We start from the raw sequence: 19,603 nt of genomic DNA on the forward strand, positions 1-19,603 counted from the left end.
CCGGACTGCAGCCGGATGCGGTGACCCTGGGCAATGAGCTTCTTGGCCGTCTCGGGGGTGACGGCAACCCGGGTTTCGCCTGCGGACGTTTCCGCGGGCACTCCGATCAGCATGGGGACTCCTCCGGGCAGGGGCCGACTTGTGTGCGGCCTCGTACAAGGGACAACAGGAAACAGAACCGTGGCAGACCTCGGCGAGGCCGCACACCGTGCAGCCCTGCAGGCGGGCAGGGCCAGGGCGGCGCGCAGCTTACACAATGTGTCCTGTTTTGGGTCGAAACGTCTTCGGAACGCTCCGGCCGCTGCGCCGGCGGCAAGTTCCGGGCCGCCCCCGGTCCCGGCTGACGCCTGGGCCCGCACTTCGTGCTTACCCGGGGCGGCTTGCCGCGCCGCGGCTCGGAGGCGGGCGGCGAACCCGCAGCGCGCGGGGGGTCTTCGCCTGCCCTTGTTGCAAGCCCGCACGATGCGGACTGTCGCTGTCCCCTGCACCGTCGCTTGCGCCGCGGCCGGACTTCGCCTGGCGTCCCAGCGGCGGCGGCCGGGGACCGACAATCCCGGCATGAGTGCCGTCGCCCCCCCCCGCTGGAGTCCCAACGTCACGGTCGCCGCCGTGATCGAGCAGGACGGACGTTTCCTGCTCGTCGAGGAGCACACGCCCGAGGGCCTGCGCCTGAACAACCCGGCCGGCCACCTGGATCCGGGGGAGTCACTGCAGGAGGCGGTGGTCCGCGAGGTGCTGGAGGAGACGGCCCGCGTCTTCACCCCCACCGCGCTCCTGCCGGTCTGCCTGGCGCGCTTCCAGCGTCCGGCGCGGCGACAGGACGTGACCTATTTGCGCTTCTCCTTCGTCGGCCGGGTTGGCGAGGCCGATCCGGGGCGCGCACTCGACACCGGCATCGTCCGCACCCTGTGGATGACGATCGACGAGCTGCGCGCCTGTCCCGAGCGCCACCGCAGCCCGATGGTGCAGCAGAGCATCGAGGCCCATCTGGCCGGCCGCCACCTGCCGCTGGAGGCCGTCTGGGCCGATGCCAGCCTCTACATGGCGCCCCTGCCCCCGGCCGGTGACGGGCTCAGCGCATGAGCCACGCCGGTTCCAAGCGCCGCGTCGTTGTCGGCCTGTCCGGCGGCGTGGATTCCGCCGTCAGCGCCTGGCTGCTCAAGCAGCAGGGCCATGAGGTCGTCGGCCTGTTCATGAAGAACTGGGAGGACGACGACGATTCCGAGCACTGCACCTCGCGCCAGGACTGGCTGGACGCGGCCAGCGTGGCCGACGTGATCGGCATCGACATCGAGCACGTGAACTTCGCGGCCGACTACAGGGACCGCGTCTTCGCCGACTTCCTGCGCGAGTACGCCGCCGGCCGCACGCCCAACCCCGACGTGCTCTGCAATGCCGAGATCAAGTTCAAGGCCTTCCTCGACCATGCCCTGGCCATGGGCGCCGAGACCATCGCCACCGGCCATTACGCCCGCGTGCGCCTCAATCCGGCCAGCGGCCGCCACGAGCTCCTGAAGGGCCTGGACCCGCTGAAGGACCAGAGCTACTTCCTGCACCGCCTGAACCAGGCCCAGCTTGCGCGCACCCTCTTCCCCGTGGGCGAACTGCCCAAGACCGAGGTGCGCCGCCTCGCCGCCGAGATCGGCCTGCCCAACGCGAAGAAGAAGGACTCCACCGGCATCTGCTTCATCGGCGAGCGGCCCTTCCGCGACTTCCTCAACCGCTACCTGGCCAACCAGCCCGGCCCCATCGTCGACGACCGCGGCCGGCGCCTGGGCGAGCATGTCGGCCTGAGCTTCTACACCCTGGGCCAGCGCAAGGGCATCGGCATCGGCGGCGTGAAGGACAAGGGCGCGCCGCGCGGCGGCGGCGACCATGAGGCCTGGTTCGTCGCCCGCAAGGACCTGGCGCGCAACACCCTGGTCATCGTGCAGGGCCATGCCCATCCCTGGCTGCAGCAGCACAGCCTGCAGGCCGACGCGCCCAGCTGGGTGGCCGGCGAGCCCCCCGCGCCCGGCGCCCGCCTGGCCGCCAAGACCCGCTACCGCCAGGCCGATGCCGCCTGCAGCTTCCAGCCCGCCACCCTGCCCGGGGCCGGCGAGCGGCCGGCGCGCGAAGGCTTCGCGCTCACCTTCCCCGAGGCCCAGTGGGCCGTCACGCCGGGCCAGTCGGCCGTGCTCTACGACGGCGAGGTCTGCCTGGGTGGGGGCTTCATCGACGCGGCGGCCTGAGCCGCCGGGCCCTCAGCGCCCCCGGCCCCTCAGCGCCCCCGGCCCAGCGCCGCGATCTGCCGGTCCTGCGTGCGCCCCAGCAGCAGCAGGGCGAGCAGCGCCCCCAGCAGGGCGCAGCCCATGTCGGCCTGGGTGTCCCAGGCATCGCCCTGGGTGCCGAGGAAGTCGTCGGCGCCCTGGCCCAGGGCCAGGGCCGCACCCCATTCGATCAGCTCGTAGCTTGCGCTCAGCGCGAGCGCGAAGCAGACGACCAGGAAAGCGAGCATGCGCCGGCCGGCCACATGGGCGCCGCGGATCAGGATCTCGCGCGCGACCAGGGCCGGCACGAAGCCCTGCATCAGGTGGCCGAAGCGGTCGTAGGGGTTGCGCGACAGGTCGAACAGCTCCTGCACCCAGAAGCCGAGCGGCACGCGGGCGTAGGTGTAGGCCCCGCCCAGGATCAGCACCAGCGCATGGGCCGCGATGGCCAGCTGCAGCAGGGAGGTCAGCGGGAAGCGTCGGTGGGTGGCCAGCAGCAGCGGCAGGGCGACGAGGACCGGCGCCACCTCCATCCACCAGGTCGCGCGGTCGAAGGGCCGCAGGCCGGAGGCGATCAGCGCCGCCAGCACGAGCGCGATCAGGGCCAGCGGCAGCGCCGGTGAGCGGGGCGGGGCAGGGCGTGTCATGCCCCCAGCATCGCATGCAGGCCGGGCCGGGCGCCAGGGTGGTCCGGCTTCGGCGGGGCCGCGGCAGGCGCCTCCGCTCAGGCGTCCTGTGCCAGGCGCAGGCCGCTGAACTGCCAGCGCGCGGCGGGCGGGAAGAAGTTGCGGTAGCTGTCGCGCGCATGGCCGGGCGGGGTGGCCAGGCTGCTGCCGCGCAGCACGAGCTGGCTGACCATGAACTTGCCGTTGTACTCGCCCACCGCGCCGGCCCAGGGGCGGTAGCCCGGGTAGGGGTCGTAGCTGGAGCGGGTCCACTGCCAGGCCACGCCGTGCAGTTGATGCAGGGCGGCGGCCTGCGGGCCGGTCGCGGCGGCTTCCCACTCGGCCTCGGTCGGCAGGCGGGCGCCGGCCCATTCGGCATAGGCGGCGGCTTCGTAGAAGCTCAGGTGCAGCACCGGGGCTTCGGGCCGGAAGGCTTCGACGCCGCGCAGGGTGTAGATGCCCTCGGGCTGGCCGTCGGCGCCCTCGGGCAGCCAGTAGGCCGGCGCGGTCCAGCCCTGGGCCTGCACCGTGGCCCAGCCGTCGCTGAGCCAGAAGGCCGCCCGGCGGTAGCCGCCGTCGGCGATGAAGGCCTGGTACTCGCCCTGGGTGACCAGGCGGTTGCCCAGGCGGTAAGGCTGCAGCCACACCGGATGGCGCGGGCCTTCGTTGTCGTAGGCGAAACCGGGGCCGGCGTGGCCGATCCAGGCCTCGCCGCCGGCTTGCTCGATCCACGCAAAGGGCTGCCCGGCCTCGGTGGCGCGCGGCGCCTGCGGCAGGGCGGCCGGCCGCAGCGGGTTCATGGACATCGCATGCAGGATGTCGGTCTGCAGCAGCTCCTGGTGCTGCTGCTCGTGGTGCAGGCCCAGCTCGACGAGGAAGGCGAGTTCCGCTTCGAGCGGCGCGGCCAGCAGCGCCTCCATGGCGGCATCGACATGCGCGCGGTAGGCATGCACCTCGGCCAGGTCGGGCCGCGTGATCAGGCCGCGCTGCGGCCGTGGGTGGCGCGGGCCGAGCTGCTCGTAGTAGGAATTGAACAGGGTCGCGTAGGCCGGGTCCGGGGTCCGGTAGCCGGCGCCGTGGGGCTTGAGCAGCAGGGTCTCGAAGAACCAGCTGGTGTGCGCCAGGTGCCATTTGGTCGGGCTGGCATCCGGCATGGACTGGATGCACTGGTCCTCGGCCGAGAGCGGCGCGGCCAGGGCGACGCTGTGGCTGCGGACGGCGGCGTAGCGCGCCTGGCGCTCGGCGGCGAGGAGCAGGGCCGATTCGGTGCTGGCGTTCATGGGCGGGTTCGGTTGGGGGCGCGGTTCAGGCCGCAGCCAGGGAGTCGAGGGCATCGGCCAGCGCATCGAGCAGGCGCTGGATCTGCGCGTCCTGCGTGGCCGGGCTGACCAGCATCATCATGTGGAAGGGCGTCAGCAGCACGCCGCGGTTCAGCAGGGCGAGGTGCAGCCAGGCCGCCAGAGGCTCGTCGAAGCAGGCGGCCGCTTCCTTACCGTTGCGCGGCAGCACGGGGCTGAACTGGAGTTCACAGCGCGCACCGAGCCGGCATACGGACCAGGGCAGGCCGCGGATGCCGATCAGCCGCTCCAGCCCGTCGGCCAGGCGCGCGCCGCGGGCCAGCATGCCGGCGTAGACGGCCGGGGTCATCAGCGTTTCCAGCGTCGCGCGCATCGCCGCCAGGCCGGCCAGGTGGCCGCTCAGCGTGGTGCCGATGCCGGAATGCCCGGGCGCGGCGGCCTGCTTGGCGGCCGTGGCGGCTTCGGCCCAGCGTGCGCTGAAGCCGTAGGCCGCCCCCGGCAGGCCCCCCCCGAGGGCCTTGCCGACGACCAGGGCATCGGGCCGCAGGCCCTGGGCGCGGCACCAGCCGCCCGGCCCGGCGCTGAGGGTGTGGGTTTCGTCGGCGACCAGCGGCACCCCGTACCGGTCCAGCAGGGCGCGGGCCGCGGGCCGCGGGCCAGAAGCCGGGCTCGGGCAGCACCATGCCGCAGTTGGTCAGCGCGGGTTCGGCCAGCAGGCAGGCCACGTCCCCTTCGGCCAGCGCGGCCTCCAGGGCGGCCAGGTCGTTGAAGGGCAGCACGGTGGTCGAGCCGCGCAGGTCCTGCACCTGGCCGAGCAGGCTGGGGCGCATGGTCGGCCGGCCGGCTCCGTCCAGGTCGACGAAGCAGTCGTCGACCGTGCCGTGGTAGCAGCCATCGAAGACCAGCAGGCGCCGCCGCCCCGTGGCTGCGCGCAGCCAGCGCAGCAGGAAGCGGTTGGCATCGCTGGCCGACAGCGCGAACTGCCACTGCGGCAGGCCGAAGCGGGCCTGCAGCAGGGCGCCGACGGCGGCCGCGTCCTCGTTGGGCAGCATGACCGTGCTGCCGCGGGCGATCTGGCGCTGCACGGCCGCCACCACGGCCGGCGGGGCATGGCCGAAGAGGGCGGCGGTGTCGCCCAGGCAGAAGTCGTCCAGCCTGTGGCCGTCGATGTCCTGCACGGTGGCGCCCTCGGCGTGCTCGATCAGCAGGGGAAAGGGCAGGCCCCAGTCGCGCATCCAGTGCATCGGCAGGCCGAAGAGCAGCGAAGCCTCGGCCTGCCGGGCGGAGGCTTCGCTGCGCGGTCGCAGACGGGCATACCGTGCTTGCTCGGCTGCCCGGGCCGCCGCCAGCTGATCGGGGTCGAAGGGAAGGCGGGCAGCGCGGGGCGACATGGCCGCTGCATTCTCGGGGCCGAGCCTGCCGCCAGGCTGAAGCTCGGGGATTGCCGGGTCCGCAGCCGCCGGCGGAGGCCCGCGGCAGGCCCTCAGCGGTCGGTGCCGGTCGGCCGCACGGTCTGCAGGCCGGGCCAGTCGGGGGCGGGCGGCTCGGCCTGATGCAGGGTGCCCCAGGGCTCCGTGGCTTCGCGGTACAGGGCCAGCAGCGCCTCGGCATGCCGGGACGGGCTGTGCGAGGCCAGCACGCGATGCTGGGCGGCGCGGCCGATGTCGGCCAGGTCCTCGCCGCGCTCCAGCGTGCGGCGCAGCGCGTCGCCCAGGCCGCGGACGGTGTCGGCATCGCACAGGAAGCCGTTCACGCCGTCGCGGATCAGCTCCGCCGCCATGCCGACGGGGCTGGCGAGCACCGGCGTGCCCAGGGCCATCGCGTCCAGGGCCGGCGAAGGCCGCGGGTCGTCGACCGTCGAGGGCAGCACCAGCAGGTCGGCGGCCCGGTAGGCCGCGGCGGGCACGCCTTCCCGCGGCAGGCTGCGCAAGGCGACCGAGGCGGCCCGGTCCAGCCGCGGCAGCAGGCGGTAGATGGCCGGACGTTCGGCCTCGGTGGTCAGCACGGTCAGGTGCCAGGAGGCGGGCAGCTGGTCGAGGGCCTGCAGCAGCCGCGGCAGGCCGCTTGCCGGCTGCGCGCCGCCGGCGTAGAGCAGGGCCAGGGGCCGCTCCTGGCCGGGGCGTCCCGGCGGGCGCTGCACCGTGGCCGCTTCGCTGCCGTCGAAGCGGCTGCAGCCGGGCATCACGCGCAGCGGGGCCGGGTGGAAGCGATTGGCCAGCAGCAGCTTGCGCATCGACTCGCTGGGCACCAGCACGCGGTCGAACAGACGTTCGAAGTCGAGCGCGGCCCGCTTGGTGTTCAGCCGCCGCAGCCCGCCCGGCAGGCCGCCCTGCGGGACCGTCGGGGGCTCGGCCAGCGAGCAGCCGAAGGCCAGGCAGCCCAGGCCGAGGCTGCGCGTGCATTGGTCGCCGGGCCAGCGGCGGCGGTCGTCGCGCAGGCAGAGCACGTTGTGGTCGTGGACGCTGCGCACCAGCGGCACGTCCAGGGTCTGCAGCTCGCTCAGCAGGTGAAGCTGCTCGCAGCGGTGCACATGCACCACATCAGGCGCCCAACGGTGCAGCGCGCGCAGCGTCGCCTCGCTGCTGACGGCCGGCAGCGGCAGCAGGGTCACGCCCTCGGGCACGGGCTGGGTCAGGGCGGTGGTCAGCGGCAGGGCCAGGCCCACCGTCGCGCCCGCGGCGGCCAGCGCCGGCGCCAGGGCCAGCAGGTGGGCGGACAGCGCGTCGCCGCCGCCCTCGGTGGACAGCCGATCGGCGAGCAACAGCACGCGCAGGGCTGGTTTCATGGTCGGGAGATCGGGTCGTCAGGGGGGCGCAGGCAGAAGGTCGGGCCGTCGCGCGGCATCTTCGCCCGCAGCATGCCAAGCAACATGCCGGCCACCGTCGGCCTGGGCTTTCCGGTCCCGCCTGATCAGGGGGGATCGGCCTGCGCGCGGACAATCGGGCGCGGCAGCCGGTCCTTCGCGACGGCCTCGGCCCGGTCCCCCTCGTCCCCGCCTCCTCCCGTGTCGTCTCCCCCTGTCCTTCCCGCGCCCGTCCCGTCGGCTGCAGCCTGTCCGGATGCGACGGGCCCGGCGCTGCGCGTGCTGTCGCTCATCCCGCCGATGACGCAGCTCAACACGCCCTACCCGTCGACGGCCTACCTCACGGGCTTCCTGCGATCGCGCGGCCTCGAGGCGGTGCAGGCCGACCTCGCGCTGGATCTGGCGCTGGACCTGCTGTCGCCGGCGGGCCTGGACGCCATCCGGGCCGAGCTCCTGGCCCTGCCCGCCGACCATGCCGCCCACGGGCGGCCCGCGGTGCAGACCTTCCTCGCGCAGTTCGAGGCCTACCGCCTGAGCCTGCCGCGCACCCTGGCCTTCCTGCAGGGCCGCGACCCGACCCTGGCCCACCGCATCGCCAACCGCAGCTTCCTGCCGGAAGGCCCGCGCTTCGACACGCTGGAGGCCCATGCCCTGGGTGAGGACGGCGGCGAGGATCCCCTGGCCTGGGCCTTCGGCAGCCTGGGTGTGCAGGACCGTGCGCGCCACCTGGCCACGCTCTACCTGAACGATCTGGCCGAGGTCATCCAGGCCGGCGTCGACCCGCGCTTCGAGTTCGTCCGCTACGGCGAGAGCCTGGCCGCCAGCCAGGCCTCCTTCGACCCGCTGGCCGAGGCCCTGGCCGCGCCGCCGACCCTGGTTGACCGCAGCCTGCAGCGCCTGAGCGCCGCGGTGCTGGCGCGTCATCGCCCGCGGCTGGTGCTGCTGTCCGTGCCCTTCCCGGGCGCGGTCTATGCCGCGCTGCGGATCGCGCAGACGATCAAGGCGCAGGACCCCTCGGTCGCCATCGCCCTGGGCGGCGGCTGGGTCAACACCGAGCTGCGCGAGCTGGCCGAGCCGCGGCTCTTCGATTTCGTCGATTTCGTCTGCCTCGACGCGGGCGAGCGGCCGCTGCTGGCCCTGGTCGAGCACTTGCAGGGCCGCCGCTCGCGCCAGCGCCTGGTCCGCACCTTCCACCGTGCCCCGGCGGACGACGGCCAGCCCACCGTGCGCTACGCGAACTGGGCCGAGCCCGACATCCCCTTCGCCGAGGTCGGCACCCCCACCTGGGACGGCCTGCCGCTGGACCGCTACCTCAGCCTGCTCGACCTGCTCAACCCCATGCACCGGCTGTGGAGCGACGGCCGCTGGAACAAGTTGACCGTGGCCCATGGCTGCTACTGGAAGAAGTGCAGCTTCTGCGATGTGAGCCTGGACTACATCAGCCGCTACGACGCCGCCGGCGCCGAGCTGCTGTGCGACCGCATCGAGGCCATCGTCGCCGAGACCGGCCAGACCGGCTTCCATTTCGTCGACGAGGCCGCGCCGCCCAAGGTGCTCAAGGCCCTGGCCACCGAGATCCTGCGCCGCAAGCTGGCCATCAGCTGGTGGGGCAATGTGCGCTTCGAGAAGACCTTCACCCCGGAGCTGGCCGGCCTGCTGGCCGACAGCGGCTGCATCGCGATCTCCGGCGGGCTGGAGGTGGCCTCCGACCGCCTGCTCGCGCTGATGAAGAAGGGCGTCTCCGTCGAGCAGGTCGCTCGCGTGACGCGCGGCTTCACCGAGGCCGGCGTGCGCGTGCATGCCTACCTGATGTACGGCTTCCCGACCCAGACCGTGCAGGACACGGTGGATGCGCTCGAGTACGTGCGCCAGCTCTTCCAGCAGGGCTGCATCCAGAGCGGCTTCTTCCACCGCTTCGCCTGCACCGTGCATTCGCCGGTCGGCCAGCGGCCGCAGGACTACGGCATCACGCTCAAGCCGCTGCCGCCGGGCCACTTCGCGAAAAACGACGTCGGCTTCATCGACCCGACCGGCACCGACCACGACACCCTGGGCCGCGCGCTGAAGAAGGCGCTCTACAACTACATGCACGGCCTGGGGCTGGAGGACGATGTGCGCGGCTGGTTCCAGGAGCAGGGGGTGCACCCCGTGCCCCGGCCCACCGTGGGACGCCGCCGCATCGAGCGCGCGCTGCAGGCCCCCGCGGCCTGAATCCCCGGCCGGGCCGCCCGGGCCTGTCGCGGCCCGGAACAGGGCGGCACGACCCATGCTGCAGTGCAAAAAACGGCTGACAATCGATGCCAGCCGCACTGGCGGGCCCCGGTCCCCAGCCGCGACCCCTTTTCCCCGATCGAGTCTGGAGAACCACACCGTGAGCTTGACCACCGTGGGCGTCATCGGCGCCGGCACCATGGGCAACGGCATTGCGCAGGTCAGCGCGCTGGCCGGCCTGGACGTCGTGATGATCGACGTCAGCGACGCCGCCCTGCAGCGCGGCCGCGACACCCTGGCCGGCAGCCTGGACCGGCTGATCAAGAAGGACAAGCTGACGGCCGAGGCCCGCGATGCGGCCCTGGCCCGTCTGACGCTCAGCACCGACTACGCGGCCCTGGCCGGCTGCCAGCTGGTGATCGAGGCGGCCACCGAGAACCTGGAGCTGAAGCTGCGCATCCTGCGCCAGGTGGATGCCGTCGCCGGCGAAGGCGCGGTGATCGCGACCAACACCTCCTCGATCAGCATCACCCAGCTGGCCGCGGTCATGAAGCAGCCGGGCCGCTTCGTCGGCATGCACTTCTTCAACCCGGTGCCCCTGATGGGCCTGATGGAGGTGATCCGCGGCCTGCAGACCGAGGACGCGACCCATGCGCTGGCGGTGGACTTCGCGGCCCGGGTCGGCAAGACCCCGGTCACCGTGAAGAACGCGCCGGGCTTCGTCGTCAACCGCATCCTGGTGCCGATGATCAACGAGGCCATCTTCGTGCTGCAGGAGGGCATTGCCAGCGCGGCCGACATCGACGCCGGCATGAAGCTGGGCTGCAACCATCCGATCGGCCCGCTGGCCCTGGCCGACCTGATCGGCCTGGACACGGTGCTGGCCATCATGAATGTCTTCCACGCCGATTTCGGCGACCCGAAATACCGCCCGGCCCCGCTTCTCAAGGAGATGGTGGCCGCCGGCCACCTCGGCCGCAAGGCGGGCCGCGGCTTCTACGCCTACTGAGTCCGCCCGCGGCGGGGCGGCCGGCCGTCGCATGACGGCCGGCCGCCAGCCTCACTGCGTGGCGAAGCTCGTCGAGAAGACCAGCCGCTCCTCGATCACCCGCTGGCTGCGGCTGCGGCCCTCGACGCTCACGGCGATCGAGCGGTCGCTGTGGAAGCGCTCGAACTCGCGCAGCACCAGGCGATGGTCGGCGCTGCGTTCGCCGGCGGCCAGGCTGAAGCGCAGGGTCCAGCAGGGGTCTTCCAGCAGCAGAAGCTCCGGCCGCAAGTCCGGTCGCAGCAGGGCATCGGCCAGCCCCTCGCGCGGCACGAGGGTCGCGCTCGGCGTCGGCGCCGTCTGCGTCGGCAGCGGGAGGTCGAGCCGCGGACCGAGCTTCTCGGTCTTCAGCGTGCCGAGCGGCCGGCTCTGGCGGACCGGCTGCGGCGCCAGCTTCGGCACGTCGGTCGGCGTGGCCGTGGCGCTGCCGAGCACGCGGACATCGTCCCAGTCCAGGTCGGTGGCACTGCCCGCCGGCCGGCGCTGCAGCACCAGCTCGATGCGATTGCGGCTGCGCTCGACCGGGCCGGGCAGGCCGGAGCCGAAGCCCGGCATCAAGGAGAGGTCGCTGTAGGGCGATTCGGCCGCCGCACTGCCGGCCTCGGGCACGCGGCCGTAGACCGCGCATTCGCCGATCGGCGGGTTGGCCGTGGCGAGCGGCAGGCTCAGCGTGCAGCGCCGGCGTGGCAGCAGTTGCACGAACTCGGCCATCACCACCGACGACACCTTGGCCTCCGGCAGGGCATGCGGCTGGTAGCGCACCAGGGCCAGGCGCACGAAGGGCATGTAGGCCGGACCGGCTTGGATCTCCAGGTCGCAGTACCAGCGTCCCTGTTCGGCATCCCAGTCCACCCGGTGACCGACGACCAGCACCGTGCCGCCGCCGTCCGGCAGGCTGACCGTCTCGCTGCCGACGGCCAGCGGGAAGGCCGATGCGCTGACCTTCGGGCTGGGCAGCCGGCTGCGCCACAGCGGATCCTGGCCCCACTGGGTCAGCCGCTCGGCCTGGGCCGTGCCCACCTGGGCCAACGCCACGCCTTCGCCCGCCAGCACCACGCCGAGCAGTTCGCCGTCCCCGGAGCTGAACCAGGGGCGTTCCAGGTAGACGCGCAGGCCGTTGCCCTCCCGGGTGCGAGCCTGGGTGGCGCCGCCGGTCGGCGGCAGCCAGCGCACCGTGGGCAGCACCGGGCCGAGCACCGGTGCGGCCGGCCGGGCGCTGGCCGGCACCACGACGCCCGCCCGCCGCGTGCCATCGGCCGGCAGCGGGCCGGCCTGCACCCGCAGCACCGGGGCGCCCGGATCGTCTGCCGCGCCGATCGCGTAGTGCGCCTCCTCCCAGGCGGGGCCTTCAAGCTTCAGCGCGTCGCCGTCGTCTTCCCACAGCTCGGGTGGCAGGTACTCCCGGAAGCGGCTGCTGGCCACCATCCGGTAGCGAACCAGGCGGAAGCGCGTGTCGCCGAAGTCCTGCAGGTCGCCGCGGACCGTGTCGGTCCGGGCGAGAAGCTCGACCAGCTCGCCCAGCGGGCGCTGGCGGCGGGCATCGCTGGCCTGGGTGATGGCCCCGGCCTCGCACAGGCCCTCGCGCGGCAGCTCGATGCGGGCGAGCCGGGCCGTGCCGGTCTGCCGCACGGGCTGGGGCAGCTCCGGTTTGTCGACCCATTCCACCCAGTCCGCCAGGATCTCCAGCTGGCCGGTGCTCGGCCCGTGCCAGCGGATCGGGGAATGCAGCTGCGCGGTGCTGGCTCCCGGCGCGCGGCTCACCGAGAGCCGCTCGAAGGCCGGCGCGAAGACCGGGCGCTGGGTGCCGTGCACCAGCTCCAGCGTCCGGTAGGGCGTGATCATCGGATGCAGGCCGGCGGCGGCTCGCTCGCTGAGATCGGCGGCGGCGCTCTCGGCCCAGCGCGGCAGCGCGAAGTGGTCCCGGTAGGCCGGGTCGACATGGCAGGCGTAGCGCAGCCGCGCCTGGCGGCCCTTGGCCAGGAAGAGGGTCAGCTCGCGGGTCTTCGGATTCCACTGGGGCAGCCCGTCGTCCAGGGGCTGTTCCAGCGCGCTGGTCGGGTCGTAGCGCATGGCCCGTTCCGCCAGCAGGATGCGCAGGCTCTGGCGCATCAGGTCCTGCGAGACCGGCCCCTTGCCCCGACCGGGCAGGAAGGGCAGCTTCAGCACCCAGGACTCGCCGGCCGCCCGGTTCAGGCTGGCCCCGTCGGGCCAGTTCAGGGGCTTGAGCGCGATGCCGAGGCTTTCCAGGTCGCGCAGCACCAGCCCCCCGGCCGCCGGGTCGCTGAGGTAGGGCGTCTCGATCAGCGCCTCGCCGTGGATCAGGTACTGGCCCGCGGCCAGACGGTCCCCTGCCGGGGCATCGGGCTGCGGCAGGCGCACCGGCAGGGCCGTTGTCGTCGCGATGCCGGCCAGTCGCGCCGGGGTGACGATCTCGATCTGCGAGTCCGCCGAACGGTCGAAGAGCGAGCCGGCCTCGCGGGCCGCCACGGCATAGGCCTGGTTGAGGACGGCGGCACGGCCATCATCGAAGGCGCGGTCGAAGCCCCCGTGCTGCTCGGCCTGCCACTGGGAGGTCTTCGGCGGCACGACATGCCGCTCGCAGACGGCGCGGTAGTCGAAGTCCTGGGGCGTCCCCTGCTGGGCGCGCAGGCCCATCACGCGGCCCATGGCCTGCGCGGTGTAGGCCGGCACCCCGTCCTGGCTGTCGCCGCTGCGGATGACCATCCGCTCCAGCGATTCGCCCTCGCTGACGCGATGACGGTGCACCAGGGCCGGCGGATCCAGCGGCTCCATGCGACCGTAGGGGATGGGCTGGCTGGCGCCTTCGAGCGCCTGGTCGTCGCTGCCGACCTCGTCGAGGCCCAGGCCGTTGCCGGCCAGATCGGCCAGTCGCACCCGCAGGCGATAGGTCTGCCCGAAACGCAGGCGCGGCAGGCTGGCCGGCGGCACGCGGAAGCTCACCAGGACCGGGCTGCCGCGTCCGGCGGCGTCCCGCGTCTCGTCCAGCTCGGTGGGGGTCTCCGTCTGGAGGCCGCTGCCCTGGGCCTCGCCGTTGCGAATCGCGCGGCCCGGGCGCGGCACGGCCAGGCTCCAGCCGGCCCAGCGGCACAGGGTCTCGTGGAGGTAGTGCTCGTCCGGACCGGGCGTCGCCGGCTCGGCCGGGCTGCTGGTGCTGGCAGCCTTCACATAGCCTTCGTCCGGCGGCAGGGGCTGGCCGAAGGGCTGAAGGGGGGCTCCGCCGCGCAGGCGGTAATCGCCGATCCGGGCCAGCAGCGGGCGCCAGCGGCCCCGGTCGAGCACGTCGACACGGTAGCCGCGCAGCAGGTCCTCGGCCCGGAAGACCACGTCCCGGCCCTGCACGCTCGATGCGACCAGGTCCGTGTTCTTCTGGGCGACCTGTGCCGCCCGCTGCGCCAGCTGCAGGGCCCGTCCTTCGCGGCCCAGGCTGATCGAGCCGGAGCGGAGGGCCGCCAGGGGCTGGCGCTCGCCGGTGGTGTAGGTCACTTCGCCGGCTGGGCTGCTGCCGGTCAGCACGCTCTTGTTGAGCAGCTTGGTGCTGCTGAGCAGGTACTGCACGGTCTTGAGGGCGGCACCGTCGGCATCGAAGCCGAGCAGGCTGTGCGGGTTGGGGAGCTTGTCCTGAGCCTGCCCCCGGACCGGTTCGCCCGCACCCGCCAGGTTCAGCAGGCCGTCGCGCAGGTCGCTGTCGAGCGCATCCGCGAGGAAGCGCGCGCCCCGCACCCGCCAGGCCGTCGAGGGCTGGCGGTGCAGCGATCCCCCCAGGCCATCGACCACCAGGTGGAGCTGGCCGCTGCCGCCCGCAGCCTTGGCCGCCGCGGTGTCGATCGGGCTCTTGGCCACCAGCGCGAAGTCCAGCACCAGGCCCAGCGCCCGCATCAGGGCGGGATGGTCACCGAGCGCGGCCACGATGCCGTGGAAGTCCAGCTCCGGGTCCTTGGGCGAGGGCGGGATGTTCTTGAAGTCCGGCCGCCGCAGGGCCTTCTCGTCCGCACGGGGCGTGCGACGGCGGTAGAAGCGGTCGGCCTGGTAGAGGGCGTACTCGGCTTCGCTGCGGAACAGACCCCGCACGGTGGCGGGTGCGTCGGACCAGCGCGCCGGCAAGGCCGTCAGCTGGACTTCGCGGCCCTCGCCCTTGGCGTCGACGACCTGGATGGCGACACGCTTGGCCGACTCGACGCGTTGGTCGAACTCCGGGGCCATCGTCCGCTCGAAGCCCGGGTCCTTGCCGGGCCGCAGGCCCGCGTCCCGGAACAGGCCCAGGTCCAGAAGCAAGCCGCGGAGGCTGGGCGCGGTTTCGCTGCCGGGCAGCAGGGTCGGATGCTCGTCCAGGTGCTTGCGTGCGACCTGGGCATAGTGGAAGCGCAGGGTCTCGGCCACGGTGCGCGTCGGATAGCTGTGCCAGCGCATCTGGGCCATGTCCGTGAAGGTCCATCCGGCGACCGGGGTCCGCTCGGGGAAGACCTGGGGCCAGAGGCTGGCGTCGACGGCGCCCAGCCGGGCCAGCGGCAGCGCCGCTGCGCCGTTCACGCTGAGCCCGAACTTCAGGCCGGCCAGCGTGGCCGGCCAGTCCACCCAGGCGGGAAAGGCCCCCAAATGCTGTTCCTGGGCCGACTTCGGCGTCAGTCGGGGGGCGACGAAGACGGAGAGGCGGGGCCGCCTTTGACCCTTGTGCTCGACCCATCCGTGGGGCAGCACGGTCCAGACGATCGCGTGTTCGCTCATGGCGTGTTCCTCGGGTCCGGGGTTCAGGCGAAGGCCGCCGCGTAGGCATGCCAGGCGCAGGTCTCGCCCTCGGCAAGGGCCTGCAGGTCGGCCTCGATCGGCGTGGTCGTCAGCACAGCCACCGCGGGGCCCATCAATTGGCGGAAGCTGGGGTCGCCGTTGGAGCCGGCGAACTTGCGCTCGGCGCTGACCTTCACGCTGGCCGAGAAGCAGAAGATGCTGATCTCGACGGTGATCGTCGCGCGCCCGACCACCTTGCCGGTCTGCGACTGGTATTCGAGCGCCATGTAGAGCTCGATCGACGCGCTGATGATCCCCAGCACGTCCACCTCGCCGCCGATGCGCAGGTAGCCGGTCAGCGTGCAGTCCGACTGCTGCATGCGGAAGTACAGGCCGGCCATCACATGCACGCTGCCGCTGGCCACGCCGAAGTTCAGCGACAGGCAGGCGCCGAACTCCAGCGCGGCCTCCAGCAGCTGCACGCCCTTGGGGTCGACGGTGATGCCGAAGAAGCCGCCGCCGCCGAGCATGGCCACCGTCAGGCAGAAGGGCTGCTCCCGGGTGCAGAAGTTGAAGCGCACCGACAGCGGCTGGCCGATGAAGGGCACGGTGAAGCCGGCCCCCAGGCTCAGGTTGCTGAGCGAGAACATGCCGACCGCGACGCTCGGCAGCGCGAGCGAGAAGCCGGCGTCGATGCCCTTGGGGCTGACGTCCAGGTAGGGCGGGTCGGAGAAGCCGTCGAGCGGGATCAGGTCGCGCAGGCTCTCGACAAAGCTCAGCGGGCCGATGAACTTGATGCCGCTGAACTTCACGTCGACGTTGGTCTTGAGGTCGGCGTCGGCGCGGAACTCGATCTTCTCGAAGTTCAGTTCCAGGAAGCCGGCGGCGCCGATGAGCACCAGGTCGAAGTGCTTGAGGCTGCAGACGACCTCCATCGACGCGTCGCCGCTGCACTTCTTGACCTTGGCGACCACCGCGACGACGAAGCCCTTCGGATCGTTCGCGCGGAAGATTTCCTGGCCCTTCGTGCTCGGCACCGACTGGATCTTCGGCGTCCAGTCGAAGCGCACGGTCAGCTCCTCACCGAACAGCAGGTCGACGGCCTTCTCGGCCAGCACCACGGCCGTGTCGAGCGCCTTCAGCCCGTCGATGAGCAGCTTGCGCGGTGCGCCTTCGAGCAGATGGACGGCCTGCAGGGTGTCGCGCAGCTCGTCGCCGGCCGCATTCACGGCCTGCAGCCTGGCCAGCAGCGCGACCTTGGCCGCCTCGTTGCTGTCGTCCAGCTCGGACAGCTGCTTGAGCAGCTCGCCGAGCGCGTCGATCAGCGCCGTGCCCTGCTGGACCAGCACCGGCATGCGTGCCAGATCCTCCAACAGCCGGCGGGCCTGGCCGATGACGGTGCGCACCTCCTGCAGCCAGCCGGGCGGCAGGCCCGGAAGGTTCAAGGCCGTCAGCAGCTCGTCGAGGGCGAGGCCGACCGCATCGAGGCGCTGCTGCAGCGTGCCCAGCGCGGCCGAGACGGCGGCCGGATCGGCCGAGGCCAGGCTGTCGCCGAGGGGCGAACCCAGCAGCTGGGTCAGCGCCGTCTCCAGCGCGCCCAGGCGCTGCTCGAGCTGCTTGGCCTTGGCCGCAGCCTGGGTCATCGGCCCGGCGACCTGCTGCTGGGCCTGGGCGATCAGGTCCTGCACGGTCGACTTCAGCGCGGCGATCGCCGCGCGGCCCAGCGCCGCCGCCAGGCCGGCCAGGGGGTCGGTGCCGCCCATCAGACGCTCGACCTCGCCGATCAGCTGGCCGACGACGTCGGCCGCATCGGTCACGAACTTCGGCACCTGGCCCAGGTCGGCCAGGTTCTGGACCACGCTCGACAGCGGGATGCAGCCGAAGAGCAGCGGCAGCGGCACCCCGCCGCCACTGAACATGCCGCCGTCCTGTCCGAACTGGGTCGCGAAGCGCTTCACGTCGCCGGCCACCGGGCCCGCCAGGCGCGACAGCGCGCTCGGGCTCAGGTTGGGCATCACGAAGCCGCCGGACCGGTTGCCCTGGCCGGAGAAGTCCAGGGCGGCCATGCCGGGCTGCTCCAGCACATCGGCGAAGACCTTGCCGCGGTTGTCCAGGTGCTCGAAGCCGAGCTTCAGGTAGTCGGCGTTCAGCCGCAGGCGGTTGCTGCCCCCGCTGCCCGCCAGCACCGCGGTGGCACCGACCCGGGCCTGAAGGTCGCGCAGGGCCGGAAAGAAGTAGGGCTCGGTGAGCTCGCTGCCGGCGTGGGCCAGCAGGCCGGTGGTCTGGGCGGCGTTGTCGACCTCGGCATCGAAGCGCAGCCACAGGGCCTCGACGCTGGTGTCGCCGGGCTTGTCTTCGGGGGCCAGGCTCAGTCGCTGGCCGTTCGTGAGCGCCGCCGTCCAGTCCTTGTCGAGGGCCGGGCTCAGGGCGCTGTCGACCGTGGCCTGGGCCTTGGCGCGCCAGGCGCCCTGCACGGTCGTGAGCGTGGCCCGCGCGATGGCCGGATCGACCCGGCCGCTGGTCTTGCTGACCGGCCGCCCGGCGATCGCGTCGATGAAGATCATCGGCAGCTCGAAGTCGATCGCACGCCCTTCGAGGTCGAGGCCGGTGCAGCTGAAGCGGAACGGCGTGTTGGCGGCGAGGCAGGGCCAGAAGACGCAGCCCTCGATGCCCGGCAGGGAGACCGGCGGCATCAGGTCGGGCGTGACCTGGGTGTTGATCCGCACGCTGGCCAGCGGGAAGCGGCGCAGGAAGGAGGCGCCCTCCGGCGTCTTCAGGCTCGCATCGGTGTAGCTGCGCTCGGGCTCGCGCACGACGATGAACATCCGTTGCCGCAGGTAGGCCGTGTTGCCGTCGAGCAGGGCCTGCGTGCCGGGGTCGTCCTCTTCCTTGTAGAAGCTGCGCTCGCTCACCTTCACCAGCGCGGCACGGTGGCCGAAGGGGAAGAGCCGGCCCTGGTAGACGATGCGCACCTTGTGGTCCCGGCCCAGCGCGGCACGGTGCGCCCATTCCTCGACCGACAGGCCGGCCGGCGGGCTCCAGGCCCCGCGCGATTCCAGCCAGCCGCCCAGCGGGCTGACCATCAGCCGCCGCGCCTGGATCGCCTCGGGGGTGTACTTGGGGATCCGGAAGTTCGAGGACAGGTGAACGATCTGCTGCCGGTCGTGGTCGTCCATCGGCAGGCGGAAGGGCGCCAGGCCCTCGTCGTCCGGGGCCGGCAGGCTGCCGCTGGCGGGCGCCTGGCCGCGCATGGGCGCCGGCTGGCCCTGGGCGTTGCGGGGCTGCTCGCCGCCCAGGCCGTCCCGCGCCCAGACGGCCCGAACTGCCGGCCCGGCGGGCTGCCCGTCCGGGCCCACGGCATCACCGAGCCGGCTGTGCCAGAGCTCGGTCCGCCCCGTGCGGGCCGAGGTCACCGGCGCGATCGCGTGCTGCCAGCGTCCGCCGGCATGCGGGCTGAGGATGAGTCGCCAGGGCAGTTCCAGCGCGGTCTCGTGCGGCAGCGGTTCGCGCGGGGCGGGCGGCAGCAGGGGCTTGAGCAGCGGCTCGTTCTGCAGCCCGCCGGCATCGACGAAGCGCAGCCGGTCCTCGCGGCGCGCGAGCAGGGGCGAATCGACCCCGTCCTGGCGCATCAGCTGCTGCTGGCGGCGGGCCTGGCGGGCGAGCTGCGCGGCATTCGCCTGCGCGGCGGCAGCGGCTGCGGCTGCGCTGCCTCCGCGCGCCCCGACCTTGGCGCCGGGCACTGCCTTCAGCGCGGTGTTGCGCAAGCTGCGGTTGCTGATGACGGCCGGATCGACCCGGACGGTTTCCGTGAACCAGCGGCTCGGTGGGCGTGCCGTCCGGCCTGGCGGCAGGGCGGTCGGCACCACCGCCGGCTCCAGGGTGCGGACGGCCTTCAGCAGCGCATCGAGCCGGTAGTCGCACTGGAAGCCGGCGGGCACGCGGAAGGCCAGCCGGGACTCTTCGGCGCTGCGCGCCTTCACGGGCGGCGGCAGCGGCACCTCACCGCCGCCCACGGCGGGCTTGCCGGCCCCGGCCTCGGCCTTCGGCTCGCCCGCGCGGACATGGAAGAAGGTCTGCTCGCCCTGGGCCTGCGGCGGCAGGTGCAGCACGAGGGCCACCGGGTCGGCGCCCGGGATCGCCTCCAGGCGCGGTGGCTTGCCGGCGCCCTGGGGCACGGTGCGCAGGCCGATCAGTTCGATCCGCAGGGCGAGCAGGTCGGTGTCGCGGACGACGGCCCGGCCCCTGCGGCCGGCGCTGAACAGGCCGGTTTCCGGTTGCAGCAGCGGCAGCACGGGGATCTTGAAGTCCTCGACCGCCAGCCCGCCAGGAAGCCGCTCGACCTTCGGCAGGTTCAGCCGGCCCGGGGACGGCTCGACGGTCGTGGACACCGACTCGGGCCCGACGATGCGGCGGGTCGGCTCTGCCGTCGGCGTCACGCGCGGGGCGGTCTGAAGGTCCTTGAGCGCACTCGGCTTGATCAGGCCCCCGCCGACGCGGCGGGGCTGGCGCGGGGGCTGCTTGTCCTTGGGCATCGCCGTCTCCTCCCCCCCCGGCTGCCCGGCCCGGCCGGGCCTGCAAGCTTGCCGAAA

The 19,603-nt window shown here is 73.0% G+C and carries 9 protein-coding genes and 2 pseudogenes; 4 read left to right on the plus strand and 7 right to left on the minus strand.

What is annotated here, in order from left to right; translation table 11 throughout:
- Positions 1 to 113: pseudogene (locus tag H4F90_RS09380) on the minus strand (NAD(P)(+) transhydrogenase (Re/Si-specific) subunit alpha); the annotation flags it as partial.
- 445 nt (positions 114 to 558) lie between these two features.
- Here H4F90_RS09380 and H4F90_RS09385 point away from each other — a divergent pair.
- Positions 559 to 1,083 (plus strand): NUDIX hydrolase, encoded by a 525-nt coding sequence (locus tag H4F90_RS09385; RefSeq protein ID WP_182663881.1) that lies wholly within the window; start codon positions 559 to 561, stop codon positions 1,081 to 1,083.
- Positions 1,080 to 2,231 carry a tRNA 2-thiouridine(34) synthase MnmA gene (gene mnmA, locus H4F90_RS09390; RefSeq protein ID WP_182663883.1) on the plus strand — a complete coding sequence of 384 codons (1,152 nt, stop codon included), beginning with the start codon at positions 1,080 to 1,082 and terminating at the stop codon, positions 2,229 to 2,231. The genes H4F90_RS09385 and mnmA overlap by 4 nt, the downstream gene beginning before the upstream one ends.
- Before the next feature lie 29 nt (positions 2,232 to 2,260).
- Here mnmA and H4F90_RS09395 read toward each other — a convergent pair whose 3' ends face one another.
- The 4 genes and pseudogenes from H4F90_RS09395 to H4F90_RS09410 form a co-directional block, all read right to left on the minus strand.
- The gene (locus H4F90_RS09395) at positions 2,261 to 2,896 is read right to left on the minus strand and encodes a DUF2238 domain-containing protein (RefSeq protein ID WP_182663885.1); all 636 of its coding nucleotides are present in this window, start codon (positions 2,894 to 2,896) and stop codon (positions 2,261 to 2,263) included.
- 77 nt (positions 2,897 to 2,973) lie between these two features.
- Entirely contained in the window at positions 2,974 to 4,194 is a 1,221-nt protein-coding gene (gene egtB / locus H4F90_RS09400) for an ergothioneine biosynthesis protein EgtB (RefSeq protein ID WP_235972137.1), read from the minus strand.
- Positions 4,195 to 4,219: 25 nt separating this feature from the next.
- Positions 4,220 to 5,603 (minus strand): annotated as a pseudogene (locus H4F90_RS09405) (transaminase).
- 92 nt (positions 5,604 to 5,695) lie between these two features.
- On the minus strand, positions 5,696 to 6,997 hold the full coding sequence (locus H4F90_RS09410; RefSeq protein ID WP_182663889.1) for a glycosyltransferase family 4 protein: 1,302 nt from the start codon (positions 6,995 to 6,997) through the stop codon (positions 5,696 to 5,698).
- Between the two features lie 318 nt (positions 6,998 to 7,315).
- Between H4F90_RS09410 and H4F90_RS09415 the strand changes: the two genes are divergently transcribed.
- Positions 7,316 to 9,226, plus strand: coding sequence for a B12-binding domain-containing radical SAM protein (locus H4F90_RS09415; protein ID WP_182663891.1), 1,911 nt, complete (start codon positions 7,316 to 7,318; stop codon positions 9,224 to 9,226).
- Between the two features lie 160 nt (positions 9,227 to 9,386).
- Positions 9,387 to 10,235, plus strand: coding sequence for a 3-hydroxybutyryl-CoA dehydrogenase (locus H4F90_RS09420; RefSeq protein WP_182663893.1), 849 nt, complete (start codon positions 9,387 to 9,389; stop codon positions 10,233 to 10,235).
- 51 nt (positions 10,236 to 10,286) lie between these two features.
- On the opposite strand, the gene H4F90_RS09425 is transcribed toward H4F90_RS09420, so the two are convergent.
- Both H4F90_RS09425 and H4F90_RS09430 read right to left on the minus strand, forming a co-directional pair.
- Positions 10,287 to 15,014, minus strand: coding sequence for a hypothetical protein (locus tag H4F90_RS09425; protein WP_182663895.1), 4,728 nt, complete (start codon positions 15,012 to 15,014; stop codon positions 10,287 to 10,289).
- A 23-nt stretch (positions 15,015 to 15,037) separates the two neighbouring features.
- Entirely contained in the window at positions 15,038 to 19,546 is a 4,509-nt protein-coding gene (locus tag H4F90_RS09430) for a dynamitin family protein (RefSeq protein ID WP_182663897.1), read from the minus strand.
- Positions 19,547 to 19,603: the final 57 nt, after the last annotated feature.

The organism is Aquariibacter albus (genome assembly GCF_014145335.1).
Taxonomy (GTDB): Bacteria; Pseudomonadota; Gammaproteobacteria; order Burkholderiales; family Burkholderiaceae_C; genus Aquariibacter; species Aquariibacter albus.